At 60.4% G+C, this 17,400-nt stretch carries 13 protein-coding genes, 1 tRNA gene and 1 pseudogene; 1 reads left to right on the top strand and 14 read right to left on the bottom strand.

What is annotated here, in order from left to right; genetic code table 11:
* From D0Y60_RS24420 to rpsL, 4 genes are all read right to left on the bottom strand, one after another.
* Positions 1-127 (bottom strand): GTP-binding protein (locus tag D0Y60_RS24420; protein ID WP_244520023.1); only part of this gene is annotated, 127 nt, incomplete at its 3' end.
* A gap of 66 nt (positions 128-193) precedes the next feature.
* Entirely contained in the window at positions 194-2,293 is a 2,100-nt protein-coding gene (fusA, locus tag D0Y60_RS24415; protein WP_117372573.1) for an elongation factor G, read from the bottom strand.
* Between the two features lie 30 nt (positions 2,294-2,323).
* Positions 2,324-2,794 carry a 30S ribosomal protein S7 gene (gene rpsG, locus D0Y60_RS24410; protein ID WP_117372572.1) on the bottom strand — a complete coding sequence of 157 codons (471 nt, stop codon included), beginning with the start codon at positions 2,792-2,794 and terminating at the stop codon, positions 2,324-2,326.
* Positions 2,795-2,851: 57 nt separating this feature from the next.
* On the bottom strand, positions 2,852-3,223 hold the full coding sequence (gene rpsL, locus D0Y60_RS24405; RefSeq protein ID WP_022719193.1) for a 30S ribosomal protein S12: 372 nt from the start codon (positions 3,221-3,223) through the stop codon (positions 2,852-2,854).
* A 625-nt stretch (positions 3,224-3,848) separates the two neighbouring features.
* Between rpsL and D0Y60_RS24400 the strand changes: the two genes are divergently transcribed.
* Positions 3,849-4,148 (top strand): transcriptional regulator, encoded by a 300-nt coding sequence (locus D0Y60_RS24400; RefSeq protein WP_117372571.1) that lies wholly within the window; start codon positions 3,849-3,851, stop codon positions 4,146-4,148.
* A gap of 510 nt (positions 4,149-4,658) precedes the next feature.
* Here D0Y60_RS24400 and rpoC read toward each other — a convergent pair.
* From rpoC to tuf, 10 genes and pseudogenes are all read right to left on the bottom strand, one after another.
* A complete protein-coding gene (gene rpoC / locus D0Y60_RS24395) occupies positions 4,659-8,870 on the bottom strand; it encodes a DNA-directed RNA polymerase subunit beta' (protein ID WP_117372570.1) in 4,212 nt (1,403 codons plus the stop codon).
* Positions 8,871-9,025: 155 nt separating this feature from the next.
* Positions 9,026-13,165: a DNA-directed RNA polymerase subunit beta gene (gene rpoB, locus D0Y60_RS24390; protein WP_117372569.1), complete on the bottom strand. Its 4,140-nt coding sequence runs from the start codon at positions 13,163-13,165 to the stop codon at positions 9,026-9,028.
* 253 nt (positions 13,166-13,418) lie between these two features.
* Positions 13,419-13,796: a 50S ribosomal protein L7/L12 gene (rplL, locus tag D0Y60_RS24385; protein ID WP_117372568.1), complete on the bottom strand. Its 378-nt coding sequence runs from the start codon at positions 13,794-13,796 to the stop codon at positions 13,419-13,421.
* Between the two features lie 60 nt (positions 13,797-13,856).
* A complete protein-coding gene (gene rplJ, locus D0Y60_RS24380; RefSeq protein ID WP_117372567.1) occupies positions 13,857-14,375 on the bottom strand; it encodes a 50S ribosomal protein L10 in 519 nt (172 codons plus the stop codon).
* Between the two features lie 345 nt (positions 14,376-14,720).
* Positions 14,721-15,413: a 50S ribosomal protein L1 gene (gene rplA / locus D0Y60_RS24375; protein ID WP_117372566.1), complete on the bottom strand. Its 693-nt coding sequence runs from the start codon at positions 15,411-15,413 to the stop codon at positions 14,721-14,723.
* 4 nt (positions 15,414-15,417) lie between these two features.
* Positions 15,418-15,849 (bottom strand): 50S ribosomal protein L11, encoded by a 432-nt coding sequence (rplK, locus tag D0Y60_RS24370; RefSeq protein WP_023517311.1) that lies wholly within the window; start codon positions 15,847-15,849, stop codon positions 15,418-15,420.
* 200 nt (positions 15,850-16,049) lie between these two features.
* Positions 16,050-16,580 (bottom strand): transcription termination/antitermination protein NusG, encoded by a 531-nt coding sequence (nusG, locus tag D0Y60_RS24365; protein ID WP_064329841.1) that lies wholly within the window; start codon positions 16,578-16,580, stop codon positions 16,050-16,052.
* Positions 16,581-16,596: 16 nt separating this feature from the next.
* Positions 16,597-16,797 (bottom strand): preprotein translocase subunit SecE, encoded by a 201-nt coding sequence (gene secE / locus D0Y60_RS24360; RefSeq protein ID WP_117372565.1) that lies wholly within the window; start codon positions 16,795-16,797, stop codon positions 16,597-16,599.
* 191 nt (positions 16,798-16,988) lie between these two features.
* Positions 16,989-17,064: transfer RNA gene (locus D0Y60_RS24355), tRNA-Trp, on the bottom strand.
* 214 nt (positions 17,065-17,278) lie between these two features.
* Positions 17,279-17,400: pseudogene (tuf, locus tag D0Y60_RS24350) on the bottom strand (elongation factor Tu); the annotation flags it as partial.

The raw sequence follows: 17,400 nt of genomic DNA, 5'->3' as shown, positions 1-17,400 counted from the left end.
CGTACGCCTTGAACTCGCCGAAGTACTTCGTGATCGCTGCCGTCAGCGACGTCTTGCCGTGGTCAACGTGGCCGATCGTGCCGATGTTTACGTGAGGCTTGTTGCGCTCAAACTTGCTCTTTGCCATTTCCGGCTCTCCATTCGTGATCCCGCGAGGGGAAATTCATACAAACTTTTTAACGGGTTACCCCGGTCACTTCTGACCGGAGTACTTTGCCTGGATTTCCTGCGCGACGTTCGACGGAACCGGCGCATAGTGGTCGAAGACCATCGAGTACTGGGCGCGGCCCTGCGACATGGAGCGCAGGTTGTCCACGTACTTGAACATGTTGGCCAGCGGCACGTTGGCGGAGATCACGACGGCGACGCCGCGCGATTCCTGGCCCTGGATCTGGCCACGACGGGAGTTCAGGTCGCCGATAACGTCGCCGACATAGTCTTCCGGCGTTACGACTTCGACCTTCATCATCGGCTCGAGCAGCTGGGCGCCGGCTTCACGCGATGCTTCACGGAAGCAGGCACGCGATGCGATTTCGAAGGCGAGGACCGAGGAGTCGACGTCGTGGAAGGCGCCGTCGATGAGCGTCGCCTTGACGCCGAGCATCGGGAAGCCTGCGAGCGGACCCGAGGACAGAACGCTTTCGATACCCTTCTGAACGCCCGGGATGTATTCCTTCGGAACAGCACCGCCGACGATCTTGGATTCGAAGAGGAAATCTTCGCCATCCGGGTTCGGTTCGAAAACGAGCTTCACGCGGGCGAACTGACCGGTACCACCGGTCTGCTTCTTGTGCGTGTAGTCCTTCTCGGTCTTACGCGTGATCGTCTCACGGTAAGCAACCTGCGGAGCGCCGACGTTGGCTTCGACCTTGAATTCGCGACGCATGCGGTCGACGATGATGTCGAGGTGAAGTTCACCCATGCCTGCGATGATCGTCTGGCCGGACTCTTCGTCGGTCTTGACGCGGAAGGACGGGTCTTCGGCGGCCAGGCGGTTGAGCGCGAGGCCCATCTTTTCCTGGTCGTTCTTCGTCTTCGGCTCGATCGCGATCTGGATAACCGGTTCCGGGAATTCCATGCGCTCGAGGATGACCGGCTTCAGCGGATCGCAGAGCGTGTCACCCGTCGTCGTGTCCTTGAGGCCAGCGAGAGCAACGATGTCGCCCGCAAAGGCTTCTTCGATGTCTTCACGCGAGTTGGAGTGCATCTGCAGCATACGGCCGACACGCTCGCGCTTTTCCTTGACCGTGTTCATGACCGACGTGCCCTTTTCGAGCTTGCCGGAATAGATGCGGGCGAAGGTGAGCGAACCGACGAAGGGGTCGTTCATGATCTTGAACGCCAGCATGGAGAGCGGCTCGTTGTCGTCAGCGTGACGCTCGATTTCGCCTTCCGTCTTGACGTCGATGCCCTTGATCGCCGGGATATCCGCCGGGGACGGCAGGAAGTCGACGACGGCGTCGAGGAGCGGCTGAACGCCCTTGTTCTTGAACGCGGTACCGCAGAACATCGGGTGGAACTTCACGTCGATGGTGCCGCGGCGAACGAGTTCGCGGATCTTGTCGTTGTCCGGATAGGTACCTTCGAGATAGGCTTCCATCGCAGCCTCGTCGATTTCGACGACGGTCTCGATGAGCTTCTCGCGGTATTCTTCGGCCTGGGCCTTCATGTCTTCCGGGATTTCGACGACGTCCCACTGGGCGCCGAGCGATTCATCGCGCCAGACGAGAGCGTTCATCTCGATCAGGTCGATGACGCCCTTGAAATCGCTTTCAGCGCCGATCGGCAGCTGCATGACGACCGGGATCGCACCGAGACGCGACTTGATCATGGACACCGAGCGGTAGAAGTCCGCGCCGGTCTTGTCCATCTTGTTGCAGAAGATCATGCGCGGAACGTTGTACTTCTCAGCCTGGCGCCAGACGGTTTCCGTCTGCGGCTCAACACCGGCGTTGGCGTCGAGAAGAGCGATCGCACCGTCGAGAACGCGCAGCGAGCGTTCGACTTCGATGGTGAAGTCGACGTGGCCGGGGGTGTCGATGATGTTGAAACGGCGGGTCTTGCCGTCACGGCCCTTCCAGAAGGTCGTGGTGGCAGCCGACGTGATCGTGATGCCGCGTTCCTGCTCCTGCTCCATCCAGTCCATCGTGGCGGCGCCGTCATGGACTTCGCCGATCTTGTGGGACTTGCCGGTGTAGTAGAGGATGCGTTCGGTCGTCGTCGTCTTGCCGGCGTCGATATGCGCCATGATACCGAAATTACGGTAGTCTTCGATTTTGTATTCGCGAGCCATTTCGGACTCCTTTCGAGACGTTAGTTTCGGTTACCAGCGGTAGTGCGAGAATGCACGGTTGGCGTCGGCCATCTTGTGCGTGTCTTCGCGCTTCTTCACTGCGCTGCCACGATTGTTCGCCGCGTCCATGAGTTCGCCGGAAAGGCGCTCGACCATGGTCGTTTCGTTACGCTTGCGGGCAGCTGCGATCAGCCAACGGATTGCGAGAGCCTGACGGCGCTCCGGACGAACGTCGACCGGAACCTGGTAGGTCGCACCACCGACGCGACGCGAACGCACTTCGACGTGCGGAGCGACGTTGTCGAGAGCAGAATGGAAAACCGTCACCGGATCCTGCTTGGCCTTGCCCTGGAGGACGTCGAAGGCGCCGTAAACGATCGTTTCGGCGACGGACTTCTTGCCGTCCAGCATGATGGCGTTCATGAATTTGGTGACGACGAGATCGCCGAACTTCGGGTCCGGGTTGATCTCGCGCTTTTCTGCTCTATGGCGACGGGACATACTTTTTGTCTCTCAATCTTGAATGATCTGGCCAGCGAAATGGCGCTGGTTACTGTATTACTTCGGACGCTTCGCGCCGTACTTCGAACGACGCTGCTTGCGGTTCTTGACACCCTGGGTGTCGAGAACGCCGCGGATGATGTGGTAACGCACACCCGGCAAGTCCTTTACGCGGCCGCCACGGATCATGACGACAGAGTGTTCCTGCAGGTTGTGGCCTTCGCCCGGGATGTAACCGATGACTTCGAAGCCATTGGTCAGGCGGATCTTGGCGACCTTACGCAGAGCCGAGTTCGGCTTCTTCGGGGTCGTCGTGTAGACGCGGGTGCAAACGCCGCGCTTCTGGGGGTTTTCCTGCAGGGCAGGAACCTTGTTGCGCTTAACCGACGCCTGGCGCGGCTTGCGGATCAACTGGTTTACGGTAGGCATAGACCCATCCCTTATCGTGTCTCATTACCCTTGCGGGCGGATTTGGGGCGGCGGGCCGCCCCTGCATAGTCGGTTCCGCATTTATGCGACGCCAAGCGTTCCGCTTGCCTGCAAAATGCTCATGGCCACACGCGTGTTCATGCGCAATAAAAGGCCGATCCGCCTGAGCGGATGACCTTTGATAGGCAGAGGACGCGATATCACCGCGTCATGCGTGCAGCATTCATGTTCTCAACGTGCGTCGAGCCCTGTTTGAGGCGAACTTCAGAACGAGTCATTCCGAACCAGCCAGCCTCACATAGGCTCTGATGGCGTGCGGTCTACTGAGTTAAGGGCAAAAGGTCAAGGGGCGCGGCGAAAGAATCCGGGCCCGGAATGGCTGGCCCGCCTGAGAAGCAGGGCTTCCCGCCGCCTACCCTGCCCCATTGGCGGCACTTTATACGGCTGAGGCCCTTGCTTGAGAACATTAAGAAAGCGTGAAAACGGAATCAACCGGCAAGAGTCTGTCCGTCGCGAATGCATCCACCGATTCTATTACATGAGTCGCATCAGCCCGCATTTTGTCATTGGGTCTTGCCGCCCTACCCTTTATACAACCCCTGACACCGACCCGAAAGGAGCTCCCATGGCATCCAGCGCCGACAACGACAACAACACGCTCGGCGACGAGCCGATGGTCTTCATTATTATCGGCAAGGCCTATGAGCGCGAGGGCGACGAAGGCATCGACATCCACGTCATGCTGCGCGCGCCGGATGACGACAGCGCCGTGCGCGAGGCGCTGAACGCGCTTTCCGAAGAAGGTTTCCTGGAAGCAGATCTCGACCAGATCGGCACGCTGAATGGCCAGCCGGAAGACGAGCCGCACGCCTCGGCCTACAAGGGCGCACTGGAAGGCGAAGTCGCGATCATCCGCTTCGCATAATGAAGTGGCGCAGGCATTGAGAGAGCAATGCCTGCGCCGACGCATGGGTGAATGAAATGCCGCCCAGCCGGATCAGCCCCGTGATCGGCCGTAATGGCGGTTCTGCACCCTGCGCATCTTCATGCGGGGAATTTGCGTGACGATGTCGACAGTCCAGGTCGGCATACGGTCGGCGCCACCGCAATAACGCGCCACTTCTGGAATCTCTTATCATCGAGGCGGGTGAGAATTGCCCCCCAATTGGGTGAGCCTGCCCCAAAAAACCGGCCACACGCTGCGCGCGAGTGATTTTCGAACCGAAAACACCCCAAAGTCGTTCATGCCAAAACCGGCAGCTCCGGACAAAGCGACCTTGTTCGGCGCCTTTCCGTCGTCGACAGATACGCCCTGCCCCCATCGGGCTCGCCCCGGAACGGGTGAGCGACTCTGCCGATAGAGCCCTTAACGGGCGCCTCCAAAACAAAACGCCGGGCGCAAGGCCCGGCGTTTTCATTTTCGTAAGACCCAGCCTTATTCGGCTGCGGCGCCCTCGCCGCCGGCGAGGTCCGCCAGCATCGGGGTTGCGACGCCGGCACCCGTCGACTTGCGGCGCTCATCGAGGATCATCTCGTCGCGGGCCGTCGCGATGCGGCGGATCTGGGTCATGGTGCCACCGGTACCGGCCGGGATGAGGCGGCCGACGATGACGTTTTCCTTGAGGCCCTGCAGGCCGTCGGTCTTGCCGGCGATCGCAGCTTCCGTGAGAACCTTGGTGGTCTCCTGGAACGAAGCGGCCGAGATGAACGACGGGGTCTGCAGCGACGCCTTGGTGATACCGAGGAGGACCGGTTCGCCGTATGCCGGCTTCTTGCCTTCCTCGATCAGGGCGTCGTTGACGTCCTCCAGCTCGATACGGTCGATGTTGTCACCGACGATGTAGGTCGAGTCGCCGGCATCCGTGATCTCGACCTTCTGCAGCATCTGGCGAACGATCACCTCGATGTGCTTGTCGTTGATCACAACGCCCTGCAGTCGGTAGACCTCCTGGATTTCGTTCACGAGGTAGGAAGCAAGCGCTTCCACGCCCTTGATCGCCAGGATGTCGTGCGGTGCCGGGTTACCGTCGAGGATGTAGTCACCCTTTTCGATATAGTCGCCGTCCTGAAGGTGGAAGGGCTTGCCCTTCGGGATCAGGTACTCGACCGGCTCGACACCGTCTTCCGACGGCTCGATCAGCACGCGACGCTTGTTCTTGTAGTCGCGGCCGAAGCGGACGGTACCATCGATCTCAGCGATGACGGCGTGGTCCTTCGGACGACGGGCTTCGAACAGTTCGGCAACGCGCGGCAGACCACCGGTGATGTCCTTGGTCTTGGCGCTTTCCAGCGGCGAGCGGGCAAGAACGTCACCCTGCGAGACCTTCTGACCCGGCTCGACCGACAGGATCGCGTCGACCGAGAGCAGGAAGCGGGCTTCGCCACCGCGGGACAGCTTGGCGACGGCGCCGTTCTTGTCCTTGATGACGATGGCCGGCTTCAGGTCCGTACCGCGCGGCGTCGAGCGCCAGTCGATGACCGAACGCTTGGTGATACCGGTGGACTCGTCGGTCATTTCCAGAACCGAGATGCCGTCGACGACGTCTTCGAAGTGAACGGTACCTTCCACTTCCGTCATCATCGGACGGGTGTAGGGGTCCCACTCGGCGAGACGCTGGCCGCGCTTCACCTTGTCGCCGTCATCGACGTAGATCTTCGAACCGTAGGCGACGCGCTGCGAGGAGCGTTCCACGCCGCGCTCGTCCAGGATGGTGATCGCCATGTTGCGGCCCATCGCGACGAGTGCACCGTCCGAGTTGCGCAGCATGTTGCGGTTCTTCATCTGCACCGTGCCTTCATACGATGCTTCCAGGAACGACTGGTCGACCACGGTCGCCGTGCCGCCCAGGTGGAAGGTACGCATCGTGAGCTGGGTGCCCGGTTCACCGATCGACTGAGCCGCGATGACGCCGACGGCTTCGCCCATGTTGACGGGCGTGCCGCGTGCAAGGTCGCGACCGTAGCAGATGCCGCAGACGCCGGTCTGGATTTCGCAGGTCAGTGCCGAGCGGATGCGGATCGACTGGATACCAGCCTTTTCGATCTCGATGACATCGGGCTCCAGGATCATCTTGCCCGCATCGACGATACGCGCACCCGTGACCGGATGATCGATATCGTCAAGTGCGGTACGACCCAGAACGCGGGTGCCGATCGAAGCCACGACCTGGCCGGCGTCGACGATCGCCGTCATCGTGAGGCCCTTGTCGGTGCCGCAGTCGACATGCGTGACGATACAATCCTGCGCGACGTCGACGAGACGGCGGGTCAGGTAACCGGAGTTCGCGGTCTTCAAGGCGGTGTCTGCCAGACCCTTACGGGCGCCGTGCGTCGAGTTGAAGTACTCGTTCACGGTCAGGCCTTCCTTGAAGTTCGAGATGATCGGCGTTTCGATGATCTCGCCCGACGGCTTGGCCATGAGGCCGCGCATGCCGCCCAGCTGACGCATCTGGTTCGGAGAACCACGGGCGCCCGAGTGCGACATCATGTAGATGGCGTTCATCTGCTTCTGGCGACCGGTTTCCGGGTCGAACTCGACGGCCTTAATGCGGGCCATCATGTCCTCGGCAACCTTTTCGGTGGCCTTGCCCCAGGCGTCGACGACCTTGTTGTACTTCTCACCCTGGGTGATCAGGCCGTCGTTGTACTGCTGCTCGTATTCCTTGACGAGGGTTTCGGTGTCACCGACGATCTTCGCCTTGGTTTCCGGAATGATCATGTCGTCCTTGCCGAACGAAATGCCGGCGCGGCAGGCATGGGCAAAGCCGAGCTGCATGATGCGGTCGCAGAAGATGACCGTGTCCTTCTGGCCGCAGTGACGGTAGACCGTGTCGATCATCTTGGAGATGTTCTTCTTGGTCATTTCCTGGTTGCAGATATCGAACGGAATGTTGCCGTTCTTCGGCAGCAGTTCGCCGATGATCATGCGGCCGGGCGTCGTCTCATAGATCTTCGTGTAGGGCTTGCCGTCGGCATCAACCGACTTGAAGCGACCACGGATCTTGGCGTGCAGCGTCACGACCTTGTTCTCGAGCGCATGGTGCAGTTCGCCCATGTCGGAGAAGGCCATGCCTTCGCCCGGCTCGTTCTGGTTCATGATCGCCAGATAGTAGAGGCCGAGAACCATGTCCTGCGAAGGAACGATGATCGGTGCGCCGTTTGCCGGGTGCAGAATGTTGTTCGTCGACATCATGAGCACGCGCGCTTCCAGCTGGGCTTCCAGCGAGAGCGGAACGTGAACAGCCATCTGGTCGCCGTCGAAGTCGGCGTTGAAGGCCGTGCAGACGAGCGGGTGCAGCTGGATGGCCTTGCCTTCGACCAGGATCGGTTCGAAGGCCTGGATGCCCAGGCGGTGCAGCGTCGGTGCGCGGTTCAAGAGAACCGGATGTTCGCGGATGACCTCGTCGAGGATATCCCAGACCTCAGGCTTTTCCTTTTCAACGAGCTTCTTGGCCTGCTTGACGGTCGAGGAGAAACCCTTGGCGTCGAGGCGGGCATAGATGAACGGCTTGAACAGTTCGAGCGCCATCTTCTTCGGCAGACCGCACTGGTGCAGCTTGAGTTCCGGACCCGTCACGATAACCGAACGGCCGGAATAGTCGACGCGCTTGCCGAGCAGGTTCTGGCGGAAGCGGCCCTGCTTGCCCTTGAGCATGTCGGACAGCGACTTCAGCGGACGCTTGTTGGCGCCGGTGATGACGCGACCGCGGCGACCGTTGTCGAACAGGGCGTCAACCGATTCCTGAAGCATGCGCTTCTCGTTACGGATGATGATGCCCGGTGCGCGCAGCTCGATGAGACGCTTCAGACGGTTGTTACGGTTGATGACGCGACGATAGAGATCGTTCAAGTCGGACGTCGCGAAACGGCCGCCATCCAGGGGCACGAGCGGGCGCAGATCCGGCGGGATCACCGGAACGACCTTCATGATCATCCATTCCGGACGGTTGCCGCTCTCCATGAAGTTCTCGACGATCTTCAGGCGCTTCATCAGCTTCTTCTGCTTCAGGTCCGACGTGGTGTCGGCCAGGTCCTGACGCAGATCACCGGCGATCTTCTCGAGGTTCATCGAGGCGAGCATCTCGTAGATGGCCTCGGCGCCGATCATCGCCGTGAACTGGTCTTCACCATATTCATCGACAGCGATCATGTATTCTTCTTCGGAAAGAAGCTGGTTTTCCTTGAGCGCGGTGAGGCCCGGCTCGGTCACGATGTAGTTCTCGAAATAGAGAACGCGCTCGACATCCTTCAGCGTCATGTCGAGCAGCGTCGAAATGCGCGAGGGAAGCGACTTCAGGAACCAGATATGGGCGACGGGAGCGGCGAGCTCGATATGGCCCATGCGCTCACGGCGAACGCGCGACAGCGTGACTTCGACGCCGCACTTTTCGCAGATGATGCCCTTGTACTTCATGCGCTTGTACTTGCCGCACAGGCACTCGTAGTCCTTGATCGGGCCAAAAATGCGCGCGCAGAAGAGACCGTCGCGTTCCGGCTTGAACGTGCGGTAGTTGATGGTTTCCGGCTTCTTGATCTCGCCGTACGACCAGGACAGGATCTTTTCCGGCGACGCGATCGAAATGCGGATGGAGTCGAACGTCTGCGCAGGCACCTGCGGGTTGAAAAGGTTCATGACCTCTTGGTTCATGCCTATCTCCTTCGTGGGCCAATGGCCCTCTGCTTAGCAGTCGAATGCGGCGATACCCGGGTGCCGCACGACTGCTTGAAACGGATGAGCCGCCCCCTGCCGAACAGGCGGGAGGCGGAAACGGTGCGCGCCTTTGCGGCGCGCACCTGATCAGATCACTCTGCCGCGTCGGGAAGCTGGCCGGCTTCCGCGTTCGGGTCGACCTTGGAGTTCTCGAGTTCGACCGACAGACCGAGCGAGCGCATTTCCTTGACGAGAACGTTGAAGCTCTCCGGAATGCCCGCTTCGAACGTGTCGTCGCCACGAACGATCGCCTCGTACACCTTGGTGCGGCCCGCGACGTCGTCCGACTTCACGGTCAGCATTTCCTGCAGCGTGTAGGCGGCGCCGTAAGCTTCGAGCGCCCAGACCTCCATTTCCCCAAAGCGCTGGCCGCCGAACTGCGCCTTGCCGCCCAGCGGCTGCTGGGTAACGAGGGAGTAAGGACCAATCGAACGGGCGTGGATCTTGTCGTCCACGAGGTGGTTCAGCTTGATCATGTACATGTAGCCTACGGTGACCTTGCGGTCGAAGGCTTCACCCGTACGGCCATCGTACAGAACCGACTGACCGGAGGCGTTGAGGCCCGCACGCTCGAGCATGCTGGCAACGTCGGGTTCATGCGCACCGTCGAAGACCGGCGTTGCGATCGAGACGCCCTTGCGGGACTGCTCGGCAAGCTTGACCAGGGCGTCGTCGTCGAAATGGGCGACTTCGTCCTTGGCTTCGCTCTCGTAGACTTCCGTCAGCTCGCGCTTCAGGTCCGAGATGTCCATGGTCTTGCGATACTCGTCGAGCAGATCGCCGATCTTCTTGCCCATGCCGGCGCAAGCCCAGGCAAGGTGGGTTTCGAGGATCTGGCCGACGTTCATGCGCGAAGGCACGCCCAGCGGGTTCAAGCAGATGTCGACATGCGTGCCGTCTTCGAGGAACGGCATGTCCTCGATCGGCAGGATGCGCGACACAACGCCCTTGTTGCCGTGACGGCCGGCCATCTTGTCGCCCGGCTGGATCTTGCGCTTCACAGCGACGAAGACCTTGACCATCTTCATGACGCCCGGAGGCATTTCGTCGCCGCGCTGGACCTTCTCGACCTTGTCCATGAAGCGCTGTTCAAGGCGCGACTTGGATTCGTCGTACTGGCCGCGGAGCGCCTCGATTTCGCCCTGAACCTTCTCGTCCTCGACGGCGAACATCCACCACTGCGAGCGGGGATATTCGGAGATGACGGCGTTCGACAGCTCGGTGCCCTTCTTGAAGGCCTTCGGGCCAGCAACGGCGACGTGGCCGCGCAGCATGTCGATCAGACGGCCGTAGACGTTACGGTCGAGGATCGCCTGCTCGTCGTCACGGTCCTTTGCCAGACGCTCGATCTCTTCACGCTCGATCGCCATCGCACGTTCGTCCTTCTCCACGCCATGGCGGTTGAAGACGCGAACTTCGACGACGGTGCCGAAGGTGCCGGGCGGCATGCGCATGGAGGTGTCGCGAACGTCGGAGGCCTTTTCACCGAAGATGGCGCGCAGGAGCTTCTCTTCCGGCGTCATCGGGCTTTCGCCCTTCGGGGTGATCTTGCCGACCAGGATGTCGCCCGGCTGAACCTCTGCACCGATATAGACGATACCGGCTTCGTCGAGGTTCTTCAGCGCTTCTTCCGAAACGTTCGGAATGTCGCGCGTGATTTCTTCCGGACCCAGCTTGGTGTCGCGGGCCATGACTTCGAATTCTTCGATATGGATGGACGTGAACACGTCGTCGGAGACGATGCGTTCGGACATCAGGATCGAGTCTTCGTAGTTGTAGCCGTTCCACGGCATGAACGCGACGAGCGCGTTGCGGCCGAGGGCCAGGTCACCGAGGTCGGTCGACGGACCGTCCGCGATGATGTCGCCCTTGTTCAGAACGTCGCCGACGGTAACCAGCGGGCGCTGGTTGACGCAGGTGTTCTGGTTGGAGCGCTGGAACTTCTGCAGGCGGTAGATATCGACGCCCGACTTCGACGGATCGAGGTCTTCGGTGGCGCGGATAACGATACGGGTCGCGTCGACCTGGTCGACGACACCGCCGCGGCGAGCCGCGATGGCAGCGCCCGAGTCACGGGCGACGACCGGTTCCATGCCCGTGCCAACGAACGGTGCTTCCGCGCGCAGCAGCGGCACAGCCTGACGCTGCATGTTCGAACCCATGAGCGCGCGGTTGGCGTCGTCGTTCTCGAGGAACGGGATGAGCGCCGCCGCGACCGAAACAAGCTGCTTCGGCGAAACGTCCATCAGGTTGATCTGGTCGCGCGGCGCGAGCATGACTTCGCCGGCGTGACGGCAAACGACGAACTCTTCAGCGAAGGAGTTGTCGCTTTCCAGCGGCGAGTTGGCCTGTGCCACGTGGTATTTGGCCTCTTCCATGGCGGAGAGGTAGACCACATCCGTCGTGACCTTGCCGTCGACGATCTTGCGGTACGGCGATTCAATGAAGCCGTACTTGTTGACGCGGGCGAAGGTTGCGAGCGAGTTGATCAGACCGATGTTCGGGCCTTCCGGCGTCTCGATCGGGCAAATACGGCCGTAGTGGGTCGGGTGAACGTCGCGGACTTCGAAGCCGGCGCGCTCGCGGGTCAGACCACCCGGGCCAAGAGCCGAGAGACGGCGCTTGTGGGTGATTTCCGACAGCGGGTTCACCTGGTCCATGAACTGCGACAGCTGCGAGGAACCGAAGAATTCACGAACGGCGGCAGCAGCCGGCTTCGCGTTGATCAGGTCCTGCGGCATCACCGTGTCGATTTCGATCGAGGACATACGTTCCTTGATCGCGCGCTCCATACGGAGCAGGCCAAGACGGTACTGGTTCTCCATGAGCTCGCCGACCGAACGCACACGGCGGTTGCCGAGGTTGTCGATGTCGTCGATCTCGCCCTTCCCGTCGCGCAGCTCGACCAACATCTTCACGACGGCAAGGATATCGTCCTTGCGCAGCGTGCGGACCGTGTCGGCAACGTCGAGGTCGAGACGCATGTTCATCTTCACGCGGCCGACGGCGGAGAGGTCGTAACGCTCCGCATCGAAGAACAGCGTGTTGAACATGGCTTCGGCCGAATCCATGGTCGGCGGTTCACCCGGACGCATGACGCGGTAGATGTCGAACAGAGCGTCCTGGCGGTTCTCGTTCTTGTCTGCCGACAGCGTGTTGCGGATGTAGGCGCCGACATTGATGTGGTCGATGTCGAGAACCGGGATTTCGTCGAAACCGGCCGACAGGATGACCGGAAGGGTCTTCTCGTCGATTTCGTCGCCGGCTTCGAGGTAGATTTCACCCGTCGTGTAGTTGACGATGTCTTCGGCGAGGTAGTTGCCGTAGAGGTCTTCATCGGTCGCCTTGAGAGCCTTGAGGCCCTTTTCGGAGAGCGAGCGCAGCAGGCGCGGCGTCAGCTTCTTGCCGATTTCGACAACCACTTCACCGCTGTCGGCGTCAATCATATCCGCGACGGCCTTCTGGCCCTTCAGCGCGTCGGGATTGAACGGAACGCGCCAGCCCTTGCCGTCACGCTGGTAGAGCGACTTCGTGTAGAAGGTCGACAGGATGTCTTCGCCGTCCATGCCGAGCGCCATGAGGAGCGAGGTGACGGGGATCTTGCGGCGACGGTCGATACGCGCATGCACGATGTCCTTGGCGTCGAACTCGATGTCGAGCCAGGAACCGCGATACGGGATGACGCGGGCAGCAAAGAGCAGCTTGCCGGAAGAATGGCTCTTGCCCTTGTCGTGATCGAAGAACACGCCCGGCGAACGGTGCATTTGGGAGACGATGACGCGCTCGGTGCCGTTAACGATGAACGTACCGTTGTCGGTCATGAGCGGCATGTCGCCCATGTAGACGTTCTGTTCCTTGATGTCCTTAATCGACTTCGCGCCGGTATCCTCGTCGATATCGAACACGATGAGGCGCAGCGTCACCTTGAGCGGCGCTGCATAGGTCAGATCACGCTGGCGGCATTCCTCGACGTCGAACTTCGGCTGTTCGAATTCGTAGGAGACGAATTCGAGCATGGAAGCGCCGGAGAAATCGGTGATCGGGAAGACCGACTTGAAAACCGACTGAAGGCCCTCGTCCGGACGACCGCCGGCGGGCTCTTCAACCATCAGAAACTGGTCGTAGGATGCCTTTTGAACCTCGATGAGGTTTGGCATTTCTGCGACTTCGGGGATTTTACCAAAAAACTTGCGTACGCGCCTACGACCGTTAAACGAAAGGGTCTGAGCCATCGTCGCTCCTTCAAAATTTGCATCCGGGCCTGCAACAGACGGGGTTCGCTGGCCAGTCGATCCCGTCGACCAATGGGTTGGTTCAATCTCGTCTTGCTGTCAGGCCACGGGCCGGATTGCCCTGTCGCCTGGAGGAAGACCATCCTCTTGAAGAACCCATTACCCAAAAGCCGTTTTTGCGGCTTTTGGGTAATCAGTTCGGAGGAATCATCAATGGGAGAGGGCCGAAACCCTCTCCCACCGCATTCCGATATTACTTGACGTCGACCTTGGCGCCGGCTTCCTCAAGCTTCTTCTTGAGGTCAGCGGCTTCAGCCTTGGAAACGCCTTCCTTGACAGCCTTCGGAGCGCCTTCAACGAGGTCCTTGGCTTCCTTGAGGCCCAGGCCGGTGATGGCGCGGACTTCCTTGATGACGTTGATCTTGTTAGCGCCGGCGTCAGCCAGGATAACGTCGAACTCGGTCTTTTCTTCTTCAGCCGGGCCAGCAGCAGCAGCGCCGCCAGCAGCAGCAACTGCTACGGGAGCAGCAGCCGAAACGCCCCACTTCTCTTCGAGAAGCTTCGAAAGCTCAGCGGCTTCCAGAACGGTGAGGGCGGACAGGTCTTCTACGATCTTTGCGAGATCAGCCATTTTCGTATTTCCTTTTGTTCGGTTCGAACTGGTAAGTTTGATTTACAGCGAAAAACCGCCTCAAGCGGCTTCGTCCTTCTTGGCATAGGCTGCGAACACACGGGCAAGCTGGCTTGCCGGTGCTGCAACGACCGTAGCGACGCGCGTAGCCGGGGCTGCAAGCAGACCCAGGAGCTTTCCGCGAAGCTCGTCGAGCGAAGGCAGGGTCGCGAGCGACTTGACTGCTTCTGCATCGAGTGTGGTCGCACCCATGGCGCCACCGAGAACAACGAGCTTGTCGTTGGTCTTGGCGAAATCCATGGCTACCTTGGGAGCAATCATCGGATCATTTGCGTAAGCAATGAGCGTCTGACCCTGGAAGAGATCCGTGATCCCTTCCGACTCCGTACCCTGAAGGGCAATCTTGGCCAGGCGGTTCTTCGCGACCTTGACGGTACCACCAGCTGCACGCATCTTCGAACGAAGATCGTTCATCTGTGCAACGGTGATGCCGGCGTAGCGGGCCACGACAACCGAACCGGAAGCCTTGAAGACTTCGTTCAGCTCCGTGACGAATTCGCGTTTTTCCGCTCTTTCCACTGTGCCTATCTCCAGTTGACAGGACCGTGACTTCTCACGGGACCTGCCGGGTTTACCTTTGCCGCCAGGGATCATCTCAAAAAGCTGATCCCGAGCGACGCTCGAGGATCCTGTCCCCCCGCGCTCGACCTCTCGGCCGCGACACAAGGTAAGGTAGGTTCGAACCGAATTTCGGCGTCGTCCGACGCGGAAGAAATCCAGGTCTCACCCCGTCTCATGCAGGCAACGTGATTAAGGCCTAACCACCTGCAATCTCGGACAGGAGTTCCGGGGGTTTAGTCCCGGAAATTCCCGGCCAGACAAGGCCGGGAATTCTGTTGCGGTACGGCCGGAGCCGAACCGGAATTAGGAAACGGTCGCGGGGTCGATCTTGACGCCCGGACCCATCGTCGAGGAAATGGCAACGCGCTTGACGTAGTTGCCCTTTGCACCCGCCGGCTTCGCCTTGACGACAGCGTCAGCGAAAGCCTTGATGTTTTCTTCCAGAGCCTTGGCGTCGAAGGAAGCCTTGCCGATGCCGGCGTGGATGATACCAGCCTTCTCGACGCGGAACTCGACAGCACCGCCCTTGGATGCCTTGACAGCGCCTGCAACGTCCATGGTGACGGTGCCGACCTTCGGGTTCGGCATCATGCCGCGCGGGCCAAGAACCTTACCGAGACGGCCGACGAGCGGCATCATGTCCGGGGTCGCGATGCAGCGATCGAAGTCGATCTTGCCGCCCTGGACGATTTCGAGCAGGTCTTCGGCGCCGACGATGTCAGCACCGGCAGCCTTGGCTTCGTCAGCCTTGGCGCCACGAGCGAAGACGGCAACGCGAACGTCGCGGCCCGTACCGTTCGGCAGGTTGACGACGCCGCGGACCATCTGGTCAGCGTGACGCGGGTCAACACCGAGGTTCATCGCGATTTCGACGGTTTCGTCGAACTTGGCGACGGCGCGCTCCTTGACGAGTGCGATTGCGTCCGAGAGGGCGACCAGCTTGGTCGGGTCGATGCCTTCACGGATCTTCTGGATGCGCTTTGCGATCTTGGCCATGGAATTAACCTACCACTTCCAGGCCCATGGCGCGGGCGGAGCCCTCGACCATTGCCATTGCGCCTTCGATATCGGCGGCGTTGAGATCCTTCATCTTGGCTTCGGCGATCGACTTGATCTGAGCCTTGGTGAGCTTGCCGACCGTCGCGCCCTTGCCCGGGGTCTTGGAGCCCGAAGTGATCTTGGCTTCCTTCTTGAGGAAGTAGGTCACCGGCGGCTGCTTCATGACGAAGGTGAAGGACTTGTCCTGGTAGTAGGTGATGACGACCGGGATCGGCATACCCTTTTCCATTTCCTGCGTCGCTGCGTTGAACGACTTGCAGAATTCCATGATGTTAATGCCACGCTGACCAAGCGCCGGGCCGATCGGCGGGGACGGGTTTGCCGATCCTGCCTTGACCTGAAGCTTGAGCTGGCCTGCAACTTTCTTAGCCATTTTCTCTGCCTTTCAGAATGCGGCCGGTTGCCCGGCCCATGATGCCGATCAAAGACCGGCGGCTGCGGTTGCGTGGTGCGGTCGGAGCGCCCGGCTACAGGCCGCCTTCCCTTCCACGCGATTGGCGGAAACTTCCGCCGCCAACCCTCGATGCGAGGGTTGGATTTCGAAATAGCAACGCCCGAAGGCGATTGCCGAAATCAGATTTTCTCGACCTGAGCGTATTCCAGCTCGACCGGGGTGGCGCGACCGAAGATCGACACTTCCACCTTGAGGCGCGAACGCTCCTCGTCGACGTCCTGAACCGTGCCGTTGAACGAGGCGAACGGACCGTCGGAAACGCGAACCTGCTCGCCGATCTCGAAGGAGACCGAGGGCTTCGGACGATCGACGCCATCCTGAACCTGCGACAGGATGCGCTCGGCTTCGCTGTCCGGGATCGGAACCGGCTTGTTGTCGGAACCAAGGAAGCCCGTGACCTTCGGCGTGTTCTTGATGAGGTGATACGCCTCGTCCGTCAGGTTCGCCCGCACCAGCACATAGCCGGGGAAGAACTTGCGCTCGGAATCGACCTTGCGGCCGCGACGCACCTCAACAACCTTTTCGGTCGGCACAAGGATCTTTTCGAAGAGATGATCGAGACCCTTCTGACGGGCCTTGTTCTCGATATCCTCGGCGACTTTCTTTTCGAAATTCGAATAGGCGTGGACGATGTACCAACGGGAAGCCATGTTCATCTCCAACCGATCAGGCGGCAGCGCCGAGGACGAGGCCGACAGCCCAGCCCATCAACTGATCCGCAGCAAAGAAGAACACTGCGGCAAGGAAGACCATGACGAAGACCATGATGGTCGAGATCATCGTCTCGCGCCGCGAGGGCCAAGTCACTTTTGCCGTTTCGGAGCGTACCTGCTGCAGAAACGCAATCGGATTCGTTTTCGATGCCATTGAATGTCCACGCCATTACGGCGCGTAAAGCTGAGATATCAGCCCCACGCACCGCGTGTCTGTTTTGCCCTACATAAAGCCCGATTCCCTTTTTCACAAGAGGCAACCGAACTTTTAACGAATTATGACGGTCGATACCGTCACGCCATTCCGACCGTCGCTGCAAGTGGTCCGCGCTGTCCGGCGAGGAATGGCAGGGGCAGAGGGGCTCGAACCCCCGACCTGCGGTTTTGGAGACCGCCGCTCTACCAACTGAGCTATACCCCTACTGCTTGCCGTATTCCGAAGCGAAACGCCCGTCACCGGCAAGGCATGGCGTCTTTACGGCGCGGGGCCGGACTTGGCAAGCCCGAAAAACGCATTTCTTAAAACAAATCAGTGCTTATTCCGATAGACGCCCTGCCCGCTCGCAAAAGCGTTCGAAACGCAAAAGCCCCGCGGTTTCCCGCGGGGCCCTCATCGGGTCGAAAGACCCGAAGACTTACTCGACGATCGATGCGACGATGCCGGCGCCGACGGTGCGGCCGCCTTCGCGGATTGCGAAGCGCAGCTTTTCTTCCATCGCGATCGGAACGATCAGCTCAACCGCAACCGTGACGTTGT

The organism is Shinella sp. WSJ-2 (genome assembly GCF_003432075.1).
GTDB lineage: Bacteria > Pseudomonadota > Alphaproteobacteria > Rhizobiales > Rhizobiaceae > Shinella.
The sequence above is the reverse complement of the archived record's forward strand: the minus strand, read 5'-3'. Positions and strand labels throughout refer to the sequence as shown.